We start from the raw sequence: 21,015 nt of genomic DNA on the forward strand, positions 1-21,015 counted from the left end.
TTATCCAAATAGTCCCTGCAAATACCAGCTATCTGCCTCACCTTTTTTATCTTCTGCCGGATCATGCTCGCGGTAGATCCATAACAATTGGCCAAGCTCATTTTCCGCTATGAAATAATCGCGTGCGATCAGCGCATCATCCCACCAGCCCGCCTCGATCCGTTCAGGCCCTTCAATCAGCTTCAACGACGAGCCATAGACCGGTTGGCGGCGCTGCAGCTTCAGTTCCAGTGGAGTTTCCATCAGCCAGGCGGGGCGGGGCCATTCCGTTGGGATTATTTCCCGATATGTTTCCCTCAATCCATTCATTCCACTCGTTTCCAGTAGCTCAAATCTCTGGCTGCATTCCGGACGGTGGTCGGAGACAATCTTTAAGCCCGTGATGGCTTGCGGCCCCAGGCGGGAGGAAAGTTTCTCGATAAACCGGTTCAGTGAAGTCGATTCCGATTGCACGGTGGGAAACAGTTCCAGATTGGCATTCGCCCCCGCTGTGATTTGGTCGGCTGCCAATTCCAGTTCACAAACCGGAGCGGGTATTTTTGTACGCTCCATGCGTTCACGGAGCAAAATTATTAAATGCCTGGAGTCGCTGCTTTGTTCAGAAAGTCTTATGTTTATGGGAGTGGATTTGTGCGGCTGGCGGAGGGAATATTCGTGGTGCAAAACAAATGAAAATGCTGAAACCGCCGCGTGTCGGGCAGACAGCCAGCCGCACATCTGCTCGATCATGCGCTGCACGGGCACCAGCAATAATTCGACACTTTCAACTTGCGCCATCAATCTCATTTTTTGCTGAAAATATTCCGGTACTTCCAGCCACTTTTGCGGATCGGGAGAGTCGCCGTAGGCACGATCCAGCTCTGCCGGCAAATCCGGACCAAATCGGCGTGCTATTCCACTGCGCGGCAACTGCTGTAACTCCGCCAGCGTTTTGCAGCCTATGCCGTGAATGACTTCAAGATGAGGCTGGGCCGATTCCAGCAAACTGACGGGCAGGGAATCGAGCATTGAACGAAACTTGGCACCTGCCCCGTTGATGGCGGTTTGCGGCGATGCGGATCGCGCCAGCAGCCATGCTCCCCCGGCGGTAGGAGCAACACCTGCGCAGAGTTGCAAACCTTGCGCAGCCACTGCCCGGTTGAGTAATTGGCATAACTTTTTCAGACCGCCAAACAATTTCAGGCTGGCAGAAACTTCGGCAATGAGGCCGCTGCCTTGCATCACGACATTTGGCGTGAAACGCAAGGCGGCATATGCCGCTTCTTGCAGCGCTTTCATTTCTTCGTTCGGATCATGCTCCACCACTATCAGATCAGGAAAAAGAGACAAAGCACTGGCCAAGGATTGATGAGCCGTCACGCCCTGCTGTTGCGCCGGCTTATTGGCCTGCTGGATATATACCTGGTTACCCTTGCGAACAGTCACCGCCATTGCAGGAATCAACACGGCGGGAAACCGGCGCTCAATCCAGTCAAGCGATAATGTCGGGCAATGAAGAGCGATCCACAGCATGGTGTCGGGCTGAAGCGGGCAAGGACGCAACGGAGCTGGAGAAGCTTCTGGTCCAGGGGAGAGAGATGCGAATCGGCAAGGCAAGCGGAACCCCCCGGCGCTTCAGCAAGTACAAGGAAAGAGTATGTCTTTGCCCTGAACCGAGCAGTATTCTTAACGGGGCTGCGGAGGGTTCAAATTGCGCGCTTAACGGCCTGAACAGGAAAACGAGGCTGGCGGCGGTTCGCGCAATGATTTGCAGCCTGCGTGTCGTTTGCTGGCTTACCTCGGGTAGCCAGCCGATAATAGTCCCGAAGGCGGTGCTTTTGATGCCTTGTTCAAGCACCCATAATCGCTCGGCAGGTTTGTAAACCCTGGCAATCACAATACGCCGGCTATCGATGTCCAGGTGTTCCCATGCATGCATATAAGGAATATAAGGCGGACTCACCAATAGAATATTCCTCCCGCTCCGGGTGGTCTGCTCAAGCGATGGACTCAATAATCTTATTTCCCCCAGCCCTTCTGCCGGCAGCAATAACTCGATGAGATTGCGAGTAGGCCATCCCCCTCCGGGCAATTCCTTGTCCAGTTTATCGAAGCCGCTGGAAATAATCGGATCAGTTGAAGATCCCAATGCATCTCCGCGCCAGATCCTGTTTTTGAATCGTGCTTCGATCTGTAAAAGCGATGGCGGAGCCGAGGATGCCGAGGGCGCCGAGGTTGAGGGGGCGAGCATTGACATGGCGAAACCTTCATCGATTACCGGCTGGAACCGGGGCGGTGTCCCGCAACCCGGGTTTTTCGAAACAGGCCGACGTAAAACCCGTAGATTTCCAGTTCCTGCTTGGGCCGGATAGGCGGATAGTCCTTGCTTCGCCTCTCGTTTCGCGCTTCGAGGTAATAACCTTCCTGATCTTTGGACAGGACTTTGAGCGTGAACTCGTTATCCACGATTGCCAATACAATCTGACCGGAAGAAGCCGAATGGCTGCGCTCAATAATCACCATATCGCCATCGAGTATTCCCAGATCAGTCATCGAATCGCCTTTGACGGGAAACAGAATGGTTTGAGAGGGATTTTCGATAAGATAATCATCTATGCGCAGCAATTCAGGCTGAACATCCGAAGCCTGCTGGGGTAATCCCGCCCGGACCGTATGCCCGACCGTCCGCTCGAAAAAACGGGGTCCCGGACGTAGTCGGCCACCCGGCGCATTTTCCAGAAAGTCCTCTTCCTTTAAACGCTGAACGATCTGATGTGTCCAGGAACGCGCCTTTCCGTTCCACAGCACAGACAATTGCGTTGTCGAGGGAATGATTTTTTCCCGGGCATAGTAATCCTGAAGCTTGCCGAGGTAGGAAAAGATATCCAGTTGCTGCATGATAAAAAATGAATTGAGAACAATTGTCCTTATTATAGAGAACAATTGTTCTCAATTCAATTCAATTGAAGCACGCTGCTTATCTTGCTCGCCCGAAGTGCAAACACGAACCAAATGGGAGCCAGCCTGCCTGGAAGCAAACACGTGGACTTGTTCGCGGGCGTCCTATCCAAATGAAATATTTCCACAAGTGTTTGACGTGATCCATTTTACCTATCTCATTGTTCATGAATTTGACACGTTATCTTAATGAATTTGTCATACACCGCCGTGAAAATAGGCAATCTTCTGAATTGAACAATAGCACTGTGCCGATGGCCATGGCCCACATACGATACGAATAATCAGGGCGTAGGAGAATATGGAGAGAGTTTTTACTCTGACGGAACGAGAGCTGGAATATCTATTCCGAATTATCGATTCATCGATCACTGTTTTACAGCGTCACCAGTTTTTTTTATGGGCACAAGGCGAGGTACAAAGCCTGCTGCCGCATGGCATGCTCATATGCATATTCGATGAAGGGTCCGGTCAGGCTGTCAATATCGAAAAGTTCAGCCGGACAAATATCAACGAACTGAAAATTTCCGAGCTTTGCCGGCCGGATGGCGGAATAATATTCCGCGCCATGTCCGCGTGGAGTCTGGGGAGAAATCAGCCACTGCTGCTTTGCCCACATAATCCCGGCGCGAATGCGTATAAGCATTTTGCGGCCGACCTCAAGGGTGACGATCTGGAGCGCATTGCAGCGCACGGCATGTTTGATGCCAATGGCCGCACAAGAAGTTTCTTCACCTTTACGCAAATTTCAGGTGCATTAACCGAGCGTCATGCGTATTTCCTTGAGCTGCTGATGCCCCATATGCATATGGCGCTGGTGCGCATACTGTTCCATGAACGCCATCAGAAGCACGGTATTGTGGCGGGAAAAACCAGGAAACTTGTCACCGACCGGGAAACGGAAATTCTACGTCACGTGCAGACGGGCAAGAATAATCAGGAAATCGCAAGTTTGCTGAATATCAGTCCGCTTACTGTTAAAAACCATATCCAAAAAATCCTGCGCAAGCTAAATGTTAACAACCGGGCCCATGCGGTGGCCAAAGCCATGGCATTGAAGATTACGCTTTAAAGGAAGCCTGGTTTCGTTCCGCTGCGATCGCGTCAGATGTAATTCTTCCACCCGCTCCCCCATCCCGCAATTCATCGGGACCATCGGTATACCGCCTCATTGCCGCATAGTCCGAACGTCTCATGAAAAGCTCGTCCGCTTATCGATTTGCCGTCACATAAAGTTCTTAGCATGTCGGAGCGCATGAAGCAGAGTTTGAGATTGATCAGGCGCAGTAGCGATACAAAAAATAGTTAAGAAGTACTACGAAAACCACGGTCGCGCTTCACGAGCACTTAACGATTCCTGCATATAGTGGCAAACGTCCGGCAACAGGTACAAGCGCTCGAGCCGGTCAGGAACAAAGCCAAACCCGTTGCGAGGCGGGGACGGAAAGCTGCGGGTCTCCACTGCAAGCGGAGGTAGCCGGGTTGCTCCAAGACGGTTGATCAGATGAGACGGTGTTTCATGGATCAGTCAGCCGGATTTTGATTTATTTGGTGCAACACTAACTACCTATGGAGTATCCGCAATGAAGATGAATTTTAAAATCAAGGCACTCGCTCTCGCTGCCATCATGGCAGCCTCGGCCCCGGCCATTGCCGCTATCGATGGCGGCGCCACCGGTAATGGCGAACTGCTGCTCAACGTACGTTATTACGGTGGTACTTCTGCAACCACCGGTGGTGATGACATTTCGGGTCTGTTCGATCTCGGCATGGCAATGAACGATATGCTCGCTACGAACGGACAGGCTGGCTTTAGCCAAACCTGGGACCTTACTGGCGGTGCTTACGGAGCCTCATGGAATCAACTGATGAGCTTCGTCACCCCTGCCAATGCGCACCTCGTCGAATTTAATGTCGTCGCCCTGGATAACACCGATCTCAGCGCCGCCGGAGGCGCACGTTATCTGACCACGGGGAATAAGGACGCCTGGCCGAGTCAAGGGAATACCAACGTGAAATTATTTTCCATGATGGAGCCGTATATCAATGCCAACAACGGTCGGGGTACGCATGCCACCGACGCTAATGGCGCCAGCGTTGCTACGCCGACTGACCCCAGCAATACCTTTTTCGGCGCCATCAATGGCTTTGGGCAGGGCGATACCTGGTTGACGAAGACGACTGTCGATACTACCCAGCCGTTGGGGACGGAGCAGAATTTCTGGTTTCTGACTACGTCTTCCACTTCCAACCTCGCACAAGCCACAAAGACCCCGTTTGGGTTTGACCTGAATCAAGACGGCAGCATCAGTGGAGACGAATTTAGCAAATTCAAGTTATCCGAGAACGGGATCCTCACCTTTACGAATCCATCAGTGTCGCCCATCCCTGAAGCGGATACCTGGGCCATGCTGCTGGCCGGGCTGGGCATGCTCGGCATGATGGTTCGCCGACGCGCAGGCGTCTGAGACTGCTATCGCCCTGCGCTGCCCCCTTCAGGGAGTCGGGAACAGAAGCAGGTATTAATTCGCAATATCAACCAGTTTAAAAGGATACCAAGATGAAAATGAAACTGAGTAAAATTGCTCTGGCCGTAGCCGCGCTTGGCACGACCCCAATGGCTTTCGCGCTGACCCCCGCTCAAGTCGCTGCCGGTCCCACCACTTACATATGGTTGTCGGGTGCATCCGCCCCGACCAATGCCGTGTTCCGCAGCGTGATGTCGCTTTGCAACGGCTTGGCTGGCAATGGCGGCGCCAATGATGCGCACATGTACCTGGAAAGCAGCGGCACCGAGCCTGGCAGGAGCAGCGGCGACAGAGTCGCGTACGCTTGCACCATGAGTTCCGCCGCCGGTTCGCTGGCGGGCAAGAAGGTGGTGGTTTATCACACGGTCGAGGGCGGTTCTTTCAATGCCTACGCCCCGCATCTGAGCATGGCGGGCGAGCCTAATCCCAACGGTTATCTGCCGGGCAATATCAAGCGCATCAACAACCTGGCATTGCTAGGCGGTGGCGGCAAATGCGCCGCAGGGGGTGCTGCTACCACCAGCGTCACGCTTAACGGCGTGGCCTATCCTATCGGACGCTACAATAACTGTAGCGACACAGTTACCAAAACCTTCACTGCCTCGCTCAAAGGTGATGCCTCGGGTCTTCCCGGCCAGAGCTATCCCGACGGCGGCTTTTCTGATACCGAGTACGCGATTAACCAGCAGAATCTGGAGATCGCGCTGAGTTTGAGCTCGATAGGCGAAGAAGTGGCGACCAACATCGGCCAAGCCTTTGGCGTGGTGGCGAGCTACCCGCTTTATCTTCAGTTGCAGAAGAATGACGTTGCCGCCGGTGTGCTGGCTGCGACTTGCGATGACGGTTCTCCAACTGCCCCCAATCTCACGCCCGCCTGTCAGCCCAGCCTGCCGGCCCAGCGCTATGCCGCTATTGCGGGCTTAGGTACGATTGGTAGCGTGGACGGTAGTCTATTCGGCGGACCTGCCGGTTCCGTAGTCAATCTGGTGCGTCGCGTTCCGACTTCGGGTACCCAGTCTGCTTCCAATCTGCGCTTCCTGAACAAGCCTTGTGCCACGGGCCTATCCCAGGGGGCGTTGGACCCCGCACGTGCAACCGACAGCACAGCCACAGCGATAGTGACCGAACAGTCCGGCACCAGCGGTGTGAAGAGCGCATTGAATACAGCAACTGGGGCGGGTCAGTTTGCTCTGGGTGTAGTGTCCATGGAAAACACCCCGGCACCGACCGCCACGACCGACCGCTGGGCTTTTGTCAAACTGGATCGTGTGTCTCCCAACTCCGACGCCCAGCAGCGTGCTGAAGCGATGGACGGCTCCTATACCTTCTGGTATGAGCTGGCGGCATTCACTGCCGGCGGTTCGGTCAGTCCTGCCAGCCCGAGTGCTGCTGCCTTGATTACGGCAGTCTCCGCCACTTTGGGTGAAAGCGATCTGAAGGGTATCTTTGCCACGCCGGTGGCCGGCGCGGGCGGTCCCACCTCCAAAGGCGCGCGCCTCGGCAACTCCTGCCAGCCTGCGGTCCAGTAGGCACTGCGCGAATGGACGGTGCAACGCCGTCCCAAATGTTACTCGGGACAGCTCTTTTCGGGGCTGTCCCATTTGTGTTTACAGGAAATGGTTCAGCTGGGTTTTGACGTTGCGAATGATGAATAAAGTGCTGTGGGCAGGATGCTTGCTTTGCCTCATAGGTTGGATGCGTTTGTCCCATGCGCAGGAAGCCCGGTTCGATGTATTCGAATACCGGGTGGAAGGTGCGACATTGCTTCCTGTCACGGTGGTAGAGCAGGCTGTTTATTCCCATCTGGGCGAAAACAAAACCTTGGAAGATGTGGAACGCGCGCGCGATGCACTGGAACGCGCTTATCACGATGCGGGCTATCTGACGGTGCTGGTAAGCATCCCCCAGCAAAAGGTCGATAGCGCGATAGTCAGGCTGGCAGTGACCGAAGCGCCGGTGAAACGCCTGCGCGTGGTTGAATCCCGTTATTTCAGTCCGGCTGATATCAAGGCGGCGATACCGGAACTGGCTGAGGGTAAAGTGCCGCATTTCCCAGAAATGCAAAAACAGCTGGGAAACCTGAATCGCTCGGCTGATCGCAAAATTACACCTGTTTTAAGGGCTGGTAAGACGCCGGGCACGGTTGAAGTGGATCTGAAAGTGAAGGATCAACTGCCGCTCCATGGCAGCGTGGAGCTGAACAGCCGCCAGATTCCAAATACGACATTAACGCGGCTCAGTGCGAATCTGAGTTGGGACAACCTGTGGCACAAACAGCACAGCCTTGGCCTGACGGGGCTCATCGCGCCGGAGAATCCGGACGAAAGCAAGGTATTTTCCGCCAATTACACGCTGCCAGTACCGATCGGCGGTTTTCTCGCCTTATATAGCGTCTATTCCGCATCGGACGTGGCTTCACTGGGTACGCTCAATGTACTGGGCAACGGCCTGTTGGTGGGGGTCCGTTACATCCTGCCACTGCCGGGGAGTGACAAATTCTTCCATACCGCAACGCTGGGAGTGGATTACAAAGATTTCAGGCAGACGGTGAACCTCCTTGATGGGGGCAATTTCAACACGCCGATCAGCTACCTTCCTTTCACCGTAGGCTGGGATGGCACTTGGCTGGGAGAAGGACGAACCACCAAGTTCGGCGTATCCGCAAATTTCCACGTACGCGGACTGGTTGGAGATGAGGAGGAATTCGCCAACAAGCGCTTCAAGGGCCAGGCCAATTACGCATATCTGCGTGGCAATTTTTCGCACACCGAAACTTGGCGTCAAGGCTGGGGGCTGGCCGGCCGGGGGAGCTGGCAGATCGCGGCGCAACCCCTCATCGCCAACGAGCAATCAATCATCGGCGGGGTAAATACGGTGCGCGGCTATCTTGAAGTCGCTGCATTGGGTGACGACAGCGTTACAGGGGGACTGGAAGCCTTTACGCCCAACTATGCCAACTATCTGCTCAACGGGCTTGATGAATTCCGGCTGCTGGCTTTTATTGACGGAGGAATCGTGCGTGTGCAACAGCCGCTGCCGGGGCAGACGGACCGGTTCGATCTGGCGGGTACCGGGATGGGCTTCCGTCTCAAGGGCTGGAAGGGTGTGTCGGCGGACGTGAGCTGGGCTGTCGCGCTTGAAGAGGCCGGCAGGACGAAAGCGGGAGACAAGCGGGTGCATTTTCTGTTTCGGCATGCGTGGTAACGGAGGAATGATTGATGTGAGGGAGGCTTGGGTACCGTGCCATATGGTCCAGGATGAATATCGTCATGTTGAAAATCTGGAAGATTAAGGTAGTCGTACAAGACGGAAACTAGGTAGAACTTCGGGATGCCCGGATCAGATAAAACTTATAAGGATACATAAAATGAAAATGACTTTGAAACTGAGTAGAATAGCGCTGGCCATGGCAACACTTGGCACGACCCCTGCTGCACTCGCCCTGACCCCCACCCAGATTGCCGCTGGCCCCACCACCTACGTGTGGTTGTCCGGCTCATCTTCCACCACCAATGCTGTATTTCGCAGCGTAATGTCGCTTTGCAACGGCTTGGCCGGCAACCTGGGTATCAATGATGCCCACATGTACCTGGAGGGCGGTGGCATCGAACCTGGTCATGTCTATGGCTTGCCTAACAAGGTCGGTTCCAGGTTCGCTTATGCCTGCACCATGAGTTCCGCCGCAGGTTCGCTGAACGGCAAAAAAGTGGTGATGTACCATACGGTTGAAGGTGGTTCCTTCAATGCCCACGCGCCGCATTTGAGCATGGCGGGAGAGCCGGATCCTCAGGGGTATTTGCCTGGTAATCTGAAGCGTCTCAATAATCTAGCGTTGCTGGGCGGTACCGGAAAATGTGCCGCTGGTCCCGCCGGTAGCACGCTCGTCACCCTTAACGGGGTGCCGTGGTCCATTGGACGCTACACTGGCTGCGACGATGTTGTAACTAAAACCTTCACGACCACGCTCAAAGGCGATGTCGCTGGTCTGCCCGGCCAGAGCTATCCCGATGGCGGCTTTTCCGATACCGAGTACCTGATCAACAAGCAGAATCTGGATATCGCGCTGAATCTGAGCTCGATAGGCGATGAAGTCGCGATCAACATCGGCCAAGCCTTTGGCGTGGCAGTGAGCTACCCGCTGTACCTTCAATTGCAGAAGAACGACGTTGCCGCCGGTGTACTGGCTGCGACTTGCGATGACGGTTCTGCAACCGTCCCCAACCTCACGCCAGCGTGTCAGCCCAGCCTGCCGGCTCAACGCTATACCACAATTGCTAATAGGGATTCGATCGGTGGGGTGGACGGCGGCCTGTTCGGCGGTCCGGCAGGTTCCATTGTCAATCTGGTACGCCGCGTCCCGACTTCTGGCACGCAGTCTGCTTCCAACTTGCGCTTCTCGAATAAACCTTGTGCCACGGGATTGTCGCAAGGCGCGCTGGAACCGGCACGTGCCACCGACAGCACACCTACAGCGATAGTGACCGAGCAGTCCACCGCTGGGCACGTGAAAGACACCCTGAACACGGCGACCGGCGCGGGACAATTCGCTCTGGGCGTGGTGTCCATGGAAAATATCCCGACACCCACCGCCACGAATAACCGTTGGGCCTTCGTCAAGCTGGATGATGTATCCCCAAATTTTGACACCCAGCAGCGTGCTAAAGCGATGGATGGAGCTTACACCTTCTGGTATGAACTGGCGGTATTCACTGCCGGTGGTTCGATAAGTCCCGCCAGCCCAAGCGCTGCTGCATTGATCACCGCAGTCGCCGCCACCTTGGGGGAAAGCGATCTGAAGGGTATTTTTGCTACGCCACTGTTCGGGGGCAGCGGCTCCGCCTCCAAAGGCGCACGCTTCGGCAATTCCTGCCTCCCTGCGGGCCAGTAGGCCTCTTCTTTAATAGGCGATGCAATGCCTGCCCAGTAAGGTTGTACGGGACAGCTCTTTCGGGTTGTTCCATTTTCGGGATTGTTCCATTTGGCTTATAGGTACGGTGGTGGGGGCGAGCTTTAAAGGCGGATTGGGTTTCGGATTGATGTGGTAGGTGCATTTTCCGTTTCGGCATGCCTGCTGGCGGACGGATGGTCAGTGCAATCTGGATCACGAGTCCATACGATACAACAAGTAATTATCCTGAAAAAAAAGATTAATGTACGTGATATGGGCCGTCCGATCGATCGGCAGCCGGAGACCGCCCTTAAAGGAATTGAGAAGATGAATCACAATATCTATCGCCTTATTTTCAACGCGACCTTGGGCATGCTGATTCCCGTTGCGGAAACCGCACGCGGCCGTGGCAAGGCGGAAAGCGGTACGGTCCTGCTGCTGACGGGGCTGCTGCTGGCTGCATCCGTACAGGCCGAGTTGCCGGTCCCCTGCGGTGGAGGTAGTTGCGGTGGAGTTGTTCCTGATTTCGTCACCGCAGGTCAGGCGGACTATCACGTCCAGGGCCATCAAGCCGTGGTCAACCAGGTAGGCGACAAAGCCATTCTCAATTGGGAAAGCTTCAACGTCAGCCCCGGCCACTCAGTGCAGTTCCAGCAGGTGGAAAGTCTGGCCGCGCAGAATCTGGTGCAGGGCGCGAATTTCACTACGTTAAACCGCGTCTGGGATAATGACCCCAGCGTGATTGCAGGCATCATCAGCCAGGCTATGGGTCAGAATGCCAATATCATTCTGGTCAATACCAACGGCATCGCCTTCATGGGTTCCTCGCAAGTCAACCTCAACAGCTTCACCGCGAGCAGTCTGGATATCCACGACAACTTCATCCTCAATGCCTTCCTGACCACCGACAAGACGACTCCGCAATTCGAAGGCTTTGGCGGCTTCATCAAGGTCTTCGAAGGTGCGCGTATTACGGCGGGCAGCCAGGGCCGGGTAATGCTGATTGCGCCGACCGTGATCAATAAAGGCACGGTGGAAGCGCCGGATGGGCAGGTGATTGCAGCAGCCGGCACCAAGGTGTTTTTGCGTTCGGCCTCGGCTGAGCCGGTAGACGCCAATGTGCGCGGGCTGCTGGTTGAAGTGGACAGTCCGACCGGTCTGAGCGATTTCGAGACCCCTAACGCCGGCGTCAAGGACGGCAGGCTGGATGGAAAGACCGTCGCGCTAAAGGATGCCACGCTGGACAAGCTCGGCCATGTTACCAATCTCGGTGAACTGACTACTCCGCGGGGCAACGTCACCATGGTGGGTTACGCCGTTAACCAGCATGGCATCGCTCGGGCGACGACCTCGGTGATCGCCAACGGTTCGGTGTATCTGCTGGCTAAGGATGCGGCGACTGCCCAGGACAATTCCACACGTGGCGGGCGTGTGATTCTGGCCGATGGCAGCCTGACAGAGGTGCTGCCGGATGTGTCCGACAACACCGGTGTGCTGGATGGATTGACCGGCACGGGCCTGGTGCTTCCCTCTCAGGTGAGAGTGTTGGGGCAGGATGTGCGGATGGAAAACGGCGCTGTGATTAATGCGCCTGCCGGCGAAGTGAATTTTTTCGCTATCGATAATCCCACTGTGCTAGTAAATAATGATCCGTTTAAACAGTATAACGTACCGGCATCCAGCACGGCACGCGTTCACATTGCCAACGGTGCGCGCATCAGCGTAGCCGGACTGGAAAACGTGGCGGTTTCCACGGCGCGCAACGGGGTGGAAGTGGAGTTGCGGGGGGATGAGCTGAAAGACTCGCCGGTCAATCGCGAGGGTCCGCTGCGCAGCCAGAAGGTTTTTGTCGACATCAACCGCGCCCTGGCCAATGCCAATGCCGGCAAGCCCACCCTGATCGCCAAGGACAGTCTGCAATCCTACCAGGCACGCTTGGAGCGCAACGTCGCCGAACGCTCCACCCAGGGGGGTACCGTGCGCGTAAGCTCGTTGGGGGAGGCCATTATCGCACCCGGCGCGATGATTGATCTGTCGGGCGGCAGCCTGAGCTACACCCCGGCCACCGTGAAAACCACGCTGCTCATGTCCCGCGGAGTATTGACCGATGTCGCCAATGCACGCGTCGATGTGCGTTATGACGGCATCGCCACTCGTTACGTGCAGGATTTCGGACGCTGGAACATGAAGGAAGTCATCGACTTAGGGCAGAGTTTCAATTACGACCCAGGCTACACCGAAGGCAAGAATGCAGGCGCGCTGGAAGTGATCGGTCTGCGCGCGAGCGTGATGCAGGGTGATATTCAGGGCCGCACAGCCATCGGCGCAATGCAGCGTGATATTGGCATCATGCCTGTCGGCGCGCGCCTGACCCTCGGTACCGGCGTTGTGACAGAGGCTAGCAGCGGTCTCGAAAACGACTACAAGCTGAACCAGTTGGTCGAGCTGAACAGCGCTGGCGCTACGCTGCCGACGGGGTTCAAGTTCGGCGACGTATTGTCTTCCGACCTTGTTGATACTGTCACCCTCAATCCTGCATTGCTGGGCAAGGATAAGGTCGCCAATCTGGAAATTTTCAGTAACCAGGCGGCGGCAGTGCGCGAGGGTTTGCGTGCCCCGCAAGGCGGGAGCGTGCATATCACCGCCCAAGGGGTTATGGTCGGCGCCGATATCGAGGCTCCAGGCGGCTCGATTGTGCTTAATGCCTTAAGGAACGACATTAATATCGTATCAAATCCGCTGGATGTGGTGCTGGCCGGTGGGGCAATGCTGTCGGCGCGGGGAGCCTGGGTGAATGAATTACGCGGAGTGTCAGTGGGTTCGAGCGAGGTCGCGCTGGTGCATGGCGGCAAAATCACGCTTACCGCGGTTGACAATGTTGCGCTGGGGCAAAACACGTTGCTGGACGTCACCGGCGGCGGCAGGCTCAAGGTGGATGGTCGAGGCAGCTTCATTGCCGGCAATGGCGGCGAAATCAGCCTGTCCGGCAACGCGATGTCAGGTCTTGATGAGAATGTGCGTGGTCACGGCATCGGCAAAGGCGGCACGCTCACGGTGTCCAGCAATAAAATCCAGATTGGCGGCACACCTGATAACTCAGCCGGTACAGTCAATCTGGATGCAGGATTTTTCGAGCGCGGGGGATTTGGCAATATCAATCTTGCCGGGAATGAGAGCGTGGCCTTATCCGAGGGTGTGAGGATTAAACCCACCACACTCAGTCTGGAATTGCAGCCCGACTACACTCTGCGGCCAAGCGGCGCCAGGGTGGAAGATTTCACTCGCCAGACAAAGCTGGATGATCTGGTGCGCCAACCAGTAAATCTGAGTCTTACGGCAAAAGACGCGGAGAATCGGGCGGGCGACCTGTTGATCGGGGCGGGTGCGCATATCGAGGCCGACCCCAAGGCAAGAATAAACCTTGCAGCAGGGCGGCTGCTGGACATCCAGGGAGGTATCACCGCACCCGGCGGTCACATTACCGCAACGCTCGATCACGGGCACGCCTTTAATTTTGACGCGAGCAACAGTCTCTGGCTGGGCAAGCAGGCGGTGCTCGATGTGTCAGGCACGGCTCTCACTTATCTCGACAACCAGCGGCTCACCCAGGGCGAAGTGCTGAATGGCGGCACAGTGACGTTGAATGCGCAGTTCGGTAATGTCGTGGCCGAGGCGGGGTCTCGCATCAATATTGCGGGTGTGGCGCCGCTGCGGCTGGATATTCTGAATGAGGCCGGGGGTCTTGGACAATGGGTGGGCAGTGATGCTGGATCGCTCAGCATCATTGCGCGCGAAGGTGTCCTGCTTGAGGGTGACATCATGGCGCAGGCAGGCGGCGCATCAAATCGTGCTGGGATGCTTGATGTCGTACTGGGACTTCAAGATGTGGATGATGCACTAAATAAAGGCTTTCCACTTGGAGAGCGCGTGCTGAGCCTGGCGCAAACGGCGGCGCCGCAGGCGGAGGGTCTGACTCCTGGCTCCGCTATTCCCACCGAGCTGAACGGGCGAGCCCAGCTTGGCGCCCTTGCGCTTGAAGCCGCAGGTTTCGATCGCATCGCGCTTAAAAGCCGCGACGCGATCCGGCTGGAAGGCGGCTTGAATCTGGGCGCCAACCGATCGTTGGCATTGAAAGAGGTGGTACTGGATGCGCCACGTATCGAAATGGCGGGAGGCGAGGCCGCACTGAAAGCAGAAACCTTGCGCCTGGGTAATTTCGACATAAACCGTCTCGATGTTATCAATACGCCGCTTGCCGGCAGCGGTGTACTCAAGGCTGACGCACAGTTGCTGGAACTGGCGGGCAACCTGACCCTGAGCGGCATGGCGCGCGCTGAACTGACCGGGGCTCAGGAAGTCAGGCTGTCGGGTATAAGCAGCGGCGGATCGCCACGTCCGGCAAGTACGCTCTCAAGCGCGGCAGATCTGCTTTTTAGCGGCGCGGTAATAGCCCCGGCGACCTATAGCCAGGTCAGCATTCAGGCGCCGGGACGGACGGTTGCGTTCAGCCGCAATACCATGCAGCCATCACAGCCGCTGTCCGCCTTGGGCAGTCTCACCGTAACAGCCGCTAATATTTTGCAGAATGGCAATGTGTGGGCGCCATTCGGACAACTGGATTTCAACGCCACTGATAGCCTTATGTTCGGAGATGGCAGCCTGACCTCGGCCGCCGCCACGCCGGGCAGCCTGATTCCGTTTGGCACACTGGTGAATGGTCGTAGTTGGCTATACAAACCGGACTCGTTCGAGATCCCGCAGCTTGCGTTGACTGAAAAATCAATTCGTACGAAGGCGGCTAATATCGACATGCAGGCGGGCGCAACAATTGATCTCGCCGGTGGCGGGGATCTGCAGGCCTACGAGTTCAGCGTAGGACCGGGAGGTTCGCGCGATATGCTCAACGATGCCGGCACCTATGCCATCCTGCCGGGCTATTCGAGTGGATTCGCCCCGGGCGACAGGCAGGAGAATACCGGTTTCGACCGCGTGGCGGGAGATATGGTGTATCTCACCGGCATACCGGGACTGTCCGCAGGCGTTTATACGCTGCTGCCCGCACACTATGCATTGCTGCCGGGAGCATATGCTGTAAGGCTGGCCACGGATGTGCATAATCTGCTGCCGGGGCAAGCTTACAGCAAGCAGGACGGTGTCCAGGTTGTGCCTGGCTATGTCACCGACGGCAGGGCGGGCGGTCCGCGCGATGCACTGTGGAGCGGGTTTGAGGTGCTAACCCGCGAGCAGGTTTTGCAGCGTTCAGAAATCAATCTCACTCGCGCGTCGGATTTTTTTGAAACCAGCCAAGTTCGTCCACAGGATGGAGGCTTGCTCTCCATGGACACCACCGGGGCTCTCAAGCTGGATGCCATCTTCAAATTAGGAGCAGCCGCAGGCGGCCGTGGAGCCGCTGTAGATATCAGCGCACCTAAAATCGCCATTACCAGCGATATCTCTTCCGGAACGTCCGGAATCGATCCGCTTGCCACGCGTATTGCGGCTACCGCACTCAATGCCATGGGTGCGGCAAGCCTGTTCCTGGGCGGCACTCGCAGCCTCGGCACAGGTACCGATAGCACTACACTCGTGGTTGGCGCCGATGAAGTGACGTTGGCCAATGACGCCAATCACGGCTTGAAAGCTGGTGAAATCATTCTGGCGGCAAAGAATACTCTCACTCTGAAATCCGGCAGTGTCGTCGAGGCCCAGGATAATACGGGCAATGCGCCTAGCGCGGGCGGTAGCTACAGCACAGACGGTAATGGAGCGCTGGTGCGGACAGCATCCACTTACGCGGCATTTTCCCGCACCGGAAGTCCGGACCGCAGTCAGGGCACTTTGACCGGCGAAGCAGGCAGCGTTATCCGTTCAGGAAATTCGATCACGCTCGATGCCACCAGGCAGAATGCATTTGCGGGTACGCCGAGCTTTACCGACGACCAAGGTAATCCCGTCGCTGGAAACTTGACCATCGGCGCGAAACGGGTGAATTTTGGCAATGCGCCGACAGGTACCGAAGGGCTGATACTCAGTCAGAGCGAACTTGACGGACTGAACAGCCTGAGTTCGTTGACGCTGACAAGTTATTCGACGTTTGACCTGCATGGCGACGTGAGCGTAGGCGGCGTGGATGCCGAGGGCAAGCCGACACTGCAAGCTTTGAATCTGCTGGGTGCGGGGCTGGCTGGCCTGAATAACAGCGGTAAAACCGCAAATCTGCGCGCCACCAATATATTGATCTCTAATCCATCGGCAGCGGCCTTCACGGCCGGTGCCGGCAGCACACCAGGCAACGGTACGCTGGCGATACGGGCGGATAAACTGGTATTTGGCGAAGGCGCCAAAGCCATCCACGGGTTTTCCCAGGTCGATGCCAGGGCGAATGAAATTACCGGACGCGGCGCTGGCAGCACCGATATCGAGGCAGTTGAGACAAACCTGAACGTTGCACGAATCAGCGGAGAGCAAGGGGCCAGCCAAAGCCTTGCCGCAGCCGGCAAACTCAATGCCTTCAACATAGCGGCTGATCGGATGCTCGCGGCGGTGGATACGCTAGGGGCGAAGTGGACGCTGTCGGGCGCCGACGTGATGTTCGATACCGAGGCAAATCTGCCGTCGGGGCAGTTCAGGCTCGCGGCAACTACGGGCAATCTCGAACTGGGCGCAAATGCGGTAGCGAATGCGGCGGGGAGATCGGTGGCCTTCTTTGATGTGGCGCGCGCATCGCCTGGCGGCGCCGTCGAATTGGCTAGCGATAATGGAAACGTGGTGGTGCACGCCGGCGCTCAGGTGAATGTATCCGCTGCGCCGGGCGGCGATGCGGGCAAGGTGATTGTAAATGCAGCCAAAGGCACGGCCACTATCGCCGCTGGGAGTCTGCAGGGCTCGGCGCCGGTGAATACGAACGGCGCCACGGGCGACGGCGCACATTTCGAGCTGGATGTGGCAACGCTGACGGATTTCTCCACGCTTAACACGACACTCAACCAGGGCGTATTCGATGGCGCAAGAACGCTCAGGGTGCGCACCGGCGATGTCAGCCTTGCCGCATCCGATACGGTTAAGGCAAAAGATGTCCGTATTGCAGTGGACGCCGGCAAACTCGATCTGGCAGGGCATATCGATGCATCGGGTAACGACGCGGGCAGTATCAGCCTTTATGCAAAGGAGGATGTCGCTGTACTGGCAAGCGCGAAGCTCGATGCCTACTCCACAGGCAACGGCAAACACGGCGGTGAAGTTGAAATTGGCACGACCGAAGGGAGCCTGAGCCTGAGTGGCGGGAGTATGGTCGACGTGCATGGCGGCACTGGCGGGGAGGGAGGCAAAATCGTGCTCCACGCACCTCGCACCGGTGTTGGCGCAGGCGATGACGTTGCCGTGGATAGCGTCAACAGCACCATCAGTGGAGCTGAATCGGTAGTCGTCGAAGCAGTCAAGATTTATGACAACATCGCTACACTTACCGATACGGATGCAAGCAGTGGTACGACGCTGAGTCTGGCTACGGTGAACGCCGACAATACAAGCTTTGCATCCCACGCGGGGGCGATTGCGTCACGTCTGGGCAAGACTGGCGATGGCAATTTTCATCTTCGCGCTGGCGTGGAAGTACGTTCAGCCGGCGATCTCACGCTCAACAAGAACTGGAATCTTGGCACCAGCCGGCCCGCAGGGGAACCCGGCGTGCTGACCTTGAGGGCCGCGGGCAATCTTGAGCTGAACAACAATCTGTCCGACGGATTCAATGTGGCGACACCATTCAGCAGCGGGATAACGCCCGCCACGCTGCTGGCGGGAGATTCCTGGGGTTATCGATTGGTAGCGGGCGCGGATATCGATGCAGCCGATCCCATGGCAGTCAAGGCAGGCGTTGGCGATGTCGCCGTGGCTGCCGGCAAGCTCGTGCGTACGGGCACAGGCGATATCCGCATTACCGCGGGACACGACATCAAGCTCCTTGACGGTAAGTCAGCAATTTATACCGCCGGGCGCGTCGCCGATGTGGCTGATGGCTTTGCCATCCCGGCAAATGCCCAGTTTAGCCAAGGGGGCGGCAATATCAGTCTGGCGGCGCAGGGAGATATTGTTGGGTCGCCCTCCGCGCAGCTCTATTCCAACTGGTTGTTCCGCCAGGGCAGATTGAATGATTCAACAGGCGAGTACACGCTCCAACCGGCGTGGTGGGTGCGTTTCGACCAGTTCCAGCAAGGTATCGGCGCCCTGGGAGGCGGAGACGTTACGCTAACTGCCGGCGGCAATGTGGAGAACGTTTCAGCCAGCACGCCGACCCAGGCACGCATGGCTGCCACGATGCCGGATGCCGCCCAGTTAGTGAAAACCGGCGGCGGCGATGTGCGGGTGAAAACGGGCGGCGACCTGCTGGGCGGGCAATATTATGCCGACCGTGGCGATCTGTCGCTGAAGGTGGGCGGTAAGGTGGACAGTGGGCAGAATGCGAGTGGCAGCCCGCTCTACACGATTCTGGCAGTGGGCGACGCGCAGGCGCGGGTGCAGGCGCAGGGAGATGTCAATATCCAGACGGTATTGAACCCTCACCTGGTGGTCCAGTCATCCGGCACCACCACGGCGTTTAACATCAGAAATGTAACCAGCCCCACCTGGAGCCTGTTTTCCACTTACGGCCCGGATAGTGGCGCAGACCTTCAAAGTTTGAATGGCAACGTGGCGCTGTACAATGGAGGAGGGGAAAGCGCGAGCATACAGAACGCGTACAGAACGTCGCTCAACTTCAACATCAGTTCCATCAATTATAAATCGCCCATGCTTTCCCTCCTGCCGCCCAGCCTGTCCATTACGTCGTTTCGCAGCAATATCTCCCTGTACGGTGCGGATGACATTGTACTGAGTCCCGCTGCGCGCGCGCAACTTACATTGCTGGCGGCCGATTCGATCAATATACCGACAGTTGTGTCCATGAGTGATAGGGATCCCGCTCTGATCCCGAATGCGATCAGACCCGGCAGAACATCCAGTCAGTTTCCGAATACCGCCGTGAGTTCCGCCGATCTCGATCTTGTTCATGCTGCCGTTCCTGTACATACGGGTGATCTCCAGCCGGCGCGAATTTATGCCGTGGCTGGGGATGTCAAGGGCAACCCCTTCGAACTCTCCCTGGACCTATCGAAGGCGCTTTGGGTGCGCGCCGGGCAGGACATACGTGATGTGGGCATTCTGGCGCAGCACGCCAACCGTTCGGATTTCAGCCGCGTTGAGGCAGGCAGAGATGTCGCCTTTACCGCAGGAAATGACCGTGCGGGCCTTGCCAAAATGTGGATTGGGGGCTTGGGGCGGCTGGAAGTGGCAGCAGGCCGAAATGTTGATCTCGGTACGTCCGCCGGGATCGTCAGCCGGGGTGACCTCGACAATGCTGAATTGCCGGCAGGAGGCGTCGATATTGATATTGCGGCAGGAGCGGGCGCGAAGGGAATCGATTACGCCGGCGCTATCGATCGGCTGATCGCCGATCTGGAAAAAACGGATGGTAATCCGGATGATGCCCTGCTGTGGCAGGCGCGCTGGCTGGTGGGCAATGATGCCTTGAATGGCGCCAGTGCTTTGCAGGCAGTAAAGGAAGTGCATGAGCTGGATGCGGAGACCCAGCGGGGCATGGTGCGCGAGATGATCTATTCCGCTTTGCGCACAACCGGACGGGACTTCAACAATCCGGACAGCCCCTATGCTGGAGATTATGAACGCGGCTATGCGGCGCTGGAGCTGGTGTTCCCCGGATTGCGCGAGAAAAACGCGGATGGCAGTTTCAAAAATTATCAGGGAGAGATTAACCTGTTTGCCAGCCGCATCAAGACCGAACGCGGCGGGGATATCGAGTTCATGGTTCCAGGCGGGGATTTGATTGTCGGCCTCGGCAATACGCCGGAAGTATTGGTAAATACCGGCAATGATGTCCTTGGCATGCTGGCTGTGTCCGATGGCAATGTCCGTGGTTTCACCCGTGGCGATATACTCGTCAACCAGTCACGCATCCTGACAGTGGGTGGCGGCGATGTCCTGTTGTGGTCGAGCGAAGGGGATATCGACGCGGGTAAAGGCAAGAAGACCGCAACCGCAGTGCCGCCGCCAATCGTTAAAGTGGATGCCCAGGGCAACGTGACTCAGGAATTACAGGGAGCCGCATCAGGCAGCGGAATTGGCGCACTTTCGAGCGGTGGCGTGGCAGCAGGTGATATCGATCTGATTGCACCGACAGGCACGGTAAACGCGGGAGATGCCGGCATTCGCGCAGGCAATCTCAATATCGCTGCTCAAGTCGTGCTGGGCGCGGACAATATCGCCGTGGCAGGGACATCCACAGGTACTCCGGTAGCAGATGCCAGTGCGGTGACCGCTACCACCTCCGGCGCTACTTCCCAGGGAGATGACGTATCCAAGGCCACGACTGCGTTATCGCAGAATCTGTCGGATGCCGCGCGAACATCCGATGAGATGAAAAAACTGAAACCCACCTTTATATCAGCTGAGGTGATCGGGCATGGCGAATAAGATTCAACGTAGAGCTGATTTCTGGAAGCCGAGGAACCTGGCAAGGGTGTCGAACTGCGTCGTCATTTGTGTCGAACTGCGTCATTTACCGTTTAATGCCAGTGTCCTCAACTGCTTCAACGCTGACTGAAGCTGCCA

Annotated in this window: 9 protein-coding genes and 1 riboswitch; of the genes, 6 read left to right on the forward strand and 3 right to left on the reverse strand. The window is 56.8% G+C overall.

Annotation, left to right across the window (positions count from 1 at the left end):
- The 3 genes from CRO05_RS03470 to CRO05_RS03480 are packed head-to-tail and all read right to left on the reverse strand — an operon-like array spanning position 1 to position 2,922.
- A complete protein-coding gene (locus tag CRO05_RS03470) occupies positions 1-1,512 on the reverse strand; it encodes a DNA polymerase Y family protein (protein ID WP_097065826.1) in 1,512 nt (503 codons plus the stop codon).
- Positions 1,472-2,236, reverse strand: a complete 765-nt coding sequence (gene imuA, locus CRO05_RS03475; RefSeq protein ID WP_235001269.1) for a translesion DNA synthesis-associated protein ImuA — start codon at positions 2,234-2,236, stop codon at positions 1,472-1,474. The genes CRO05_RS03470 and imuA overlap by 41 nt, the downstream gene beginning before the upstream one ends.
- A 17-nt stretch (positions 2,237-2,253) precedes the next feature.
- Entirely contained in the window at positions 2,254-2,922 is a 669-nt protein-coding gene (locus tag CRO05_RS03480) for a LexA family transcriptional regulator (protein ID WP_235001270.1), read from the reverse strand.
- A 316-nt stretch (positions 2,923-3,238) separates the two neighbouring features.
- Between CRO05_RS03480 and epsA the strand changes: the two genes are divergently transcribed.
- The 6 genes from epsA (at position 3,239) to CRO05_RS03515 (ending at position 20,877) form a co-directional block, all read left to right on the forward strand.
- Positions 3,239-4,009, forward strand: coding sequence for an XrtB/PEP-CTERM-associated transcriptional regulator EpsA (gene epsA, locus CRO05_RS03490; RefSeq protein ID WP_097065829.1), 771 nt, complete (start codon positions 3,239-3,241; stop codon positions 4,007-4,009).
- A 335-nt stretch (positions 4,010-4,344) separates the two neighbouring features.
- Positions 4,345-4,427: riboswitch (cyclic di-GMP riboswitch) on the forward strand.
- 93 nt (positions 4,428-4,520) lie between these two features.
- Complete coding sequence (locus CRO05_RS03495; RefSeq protein ID WP_097065830.1) at positions 4,521-5,405, forward strand: PEP-CTERM sorting domain-containing protein; 885 nt, start codon at positions 4,521-4,523, stop codon at positions 5,403-5,405.
- A 92-nt stretch (positions 5,406-5,497) separates the two neighbouring features.
- A complete protein-coding gene (locus CRO05_RS03500; protein ID WP_097065831.1) occupies positions 5,498-6,994 on the forward strand; it encodes a hypothetical protein in 1,497 nt (498 codons plus the stop codon).
- A 166-nt stretch (positions 6,995-7,160) separates the two neighbouring features.
- Positions 7,161-8,669: a ShlB/FhaC/HecB family hemolysin secretion/activation protein gene (locus tag CRO05_RS03505; protein WP_235001271.1), complete on the forward strand. Its 1,509-nt coding sequence runs from the start codon at positions 7,161-7,163 to the stop codon at positions 8,667-8,669.
- Positions 8,670-8,832: 163 nt separating this feature from the next.
- Entirely contained in the window at positions 8,833-10,353 is a 1,521-nt protein-coding gene (locus CRO05_RS03510) for a hypothetical protein (protein WP_235001272.1), read from the forward strand.
- 327 nt (positions 10,354-10,680) lie between these two features.
- Complete coding sequence (locus CRO05_RS03515) at positions 10,681-20,877, forward strand: filamentous haemagglutinin family protein (protein WP_097066645.1); 10,197 nt, start codon at positions 10,681-10,683, stop codon at positions 20,875-20,877.
- Positions 20,878-21,015 lie beyond the last annotated feature (138 nt).

Origin of the sequence: Nitrosovibrio sp. Nv4, from assembly GCF_900215485.1 — a bacterium.
Taxonomy (GTDB): Bacteria; Pseudomonadota; Gammaproteobacteria; order Burkholderiales; family Nitrosomonadaceae; genus Nitrosospira.

What these genes read in the sequence shown, in the direction of transcription:
- CRO05_RS03505 (WP_235001271.1), top strand. Translation starts at nt 7,161, where the DNA reads ATGCGTTTGTCCCATGCGCAGGAAGCCCGGTTCGATGTATTCGAATAC.
- CRO05_RS03500 (WP_097065831.1), top strand. Translation starts at nt 5,498, where the DNA reads ATGAAAATGAAACTGAGTAAAATTGCTCTGGCCGTAGCCGCGCTTGGC.
- CRO05_RS03515 (WP_097066645.1), top strand. Translation starts at nt 10,681, where the DNA reads ATGAATCACAATATCTATCGCCTTATTTTCAACGCGACCTTGGGCATG.
- CRO05_RS03470 (WP_097065826.1), bottom strand. Translation starts at nt 1,512, where the DNA reads ATGCTGTGGATCGCTCTTCATTGCCCGACATTATCGCTTGACTGGATT.
- CRO05_RS03510 (WP_235001272.1), top strand. Translation starts at nt 8,833, where the DNA reads ATGAAAATGACTTTGAAACTGAGTAGAATAGCGCTGGCCATGGCAACA.
- imuA (WP_235001269.1), bottom strand. Translation starts at nt 2,236, where the DNA reads ATGTCAATGCTCGCCCCCTCAACCTCGGCGCCCTCGGCATCCTCGGCT.
- CRO05_RS03495 (WP_097065830.1), top strand. Translation starts at nt 4,521, where the DNA reads ATGAAGATGAATTTTAAAATCAAGGCACTCGCTCTCGCTGCCATCATG.
- epsA (WP_097065829.1), top strand. Translation starts at nt 3,239, where the DNA reads ATGGAGAGAGTTTTTACTCTGACGGAACGAGAGCTGGAATATCTATTC.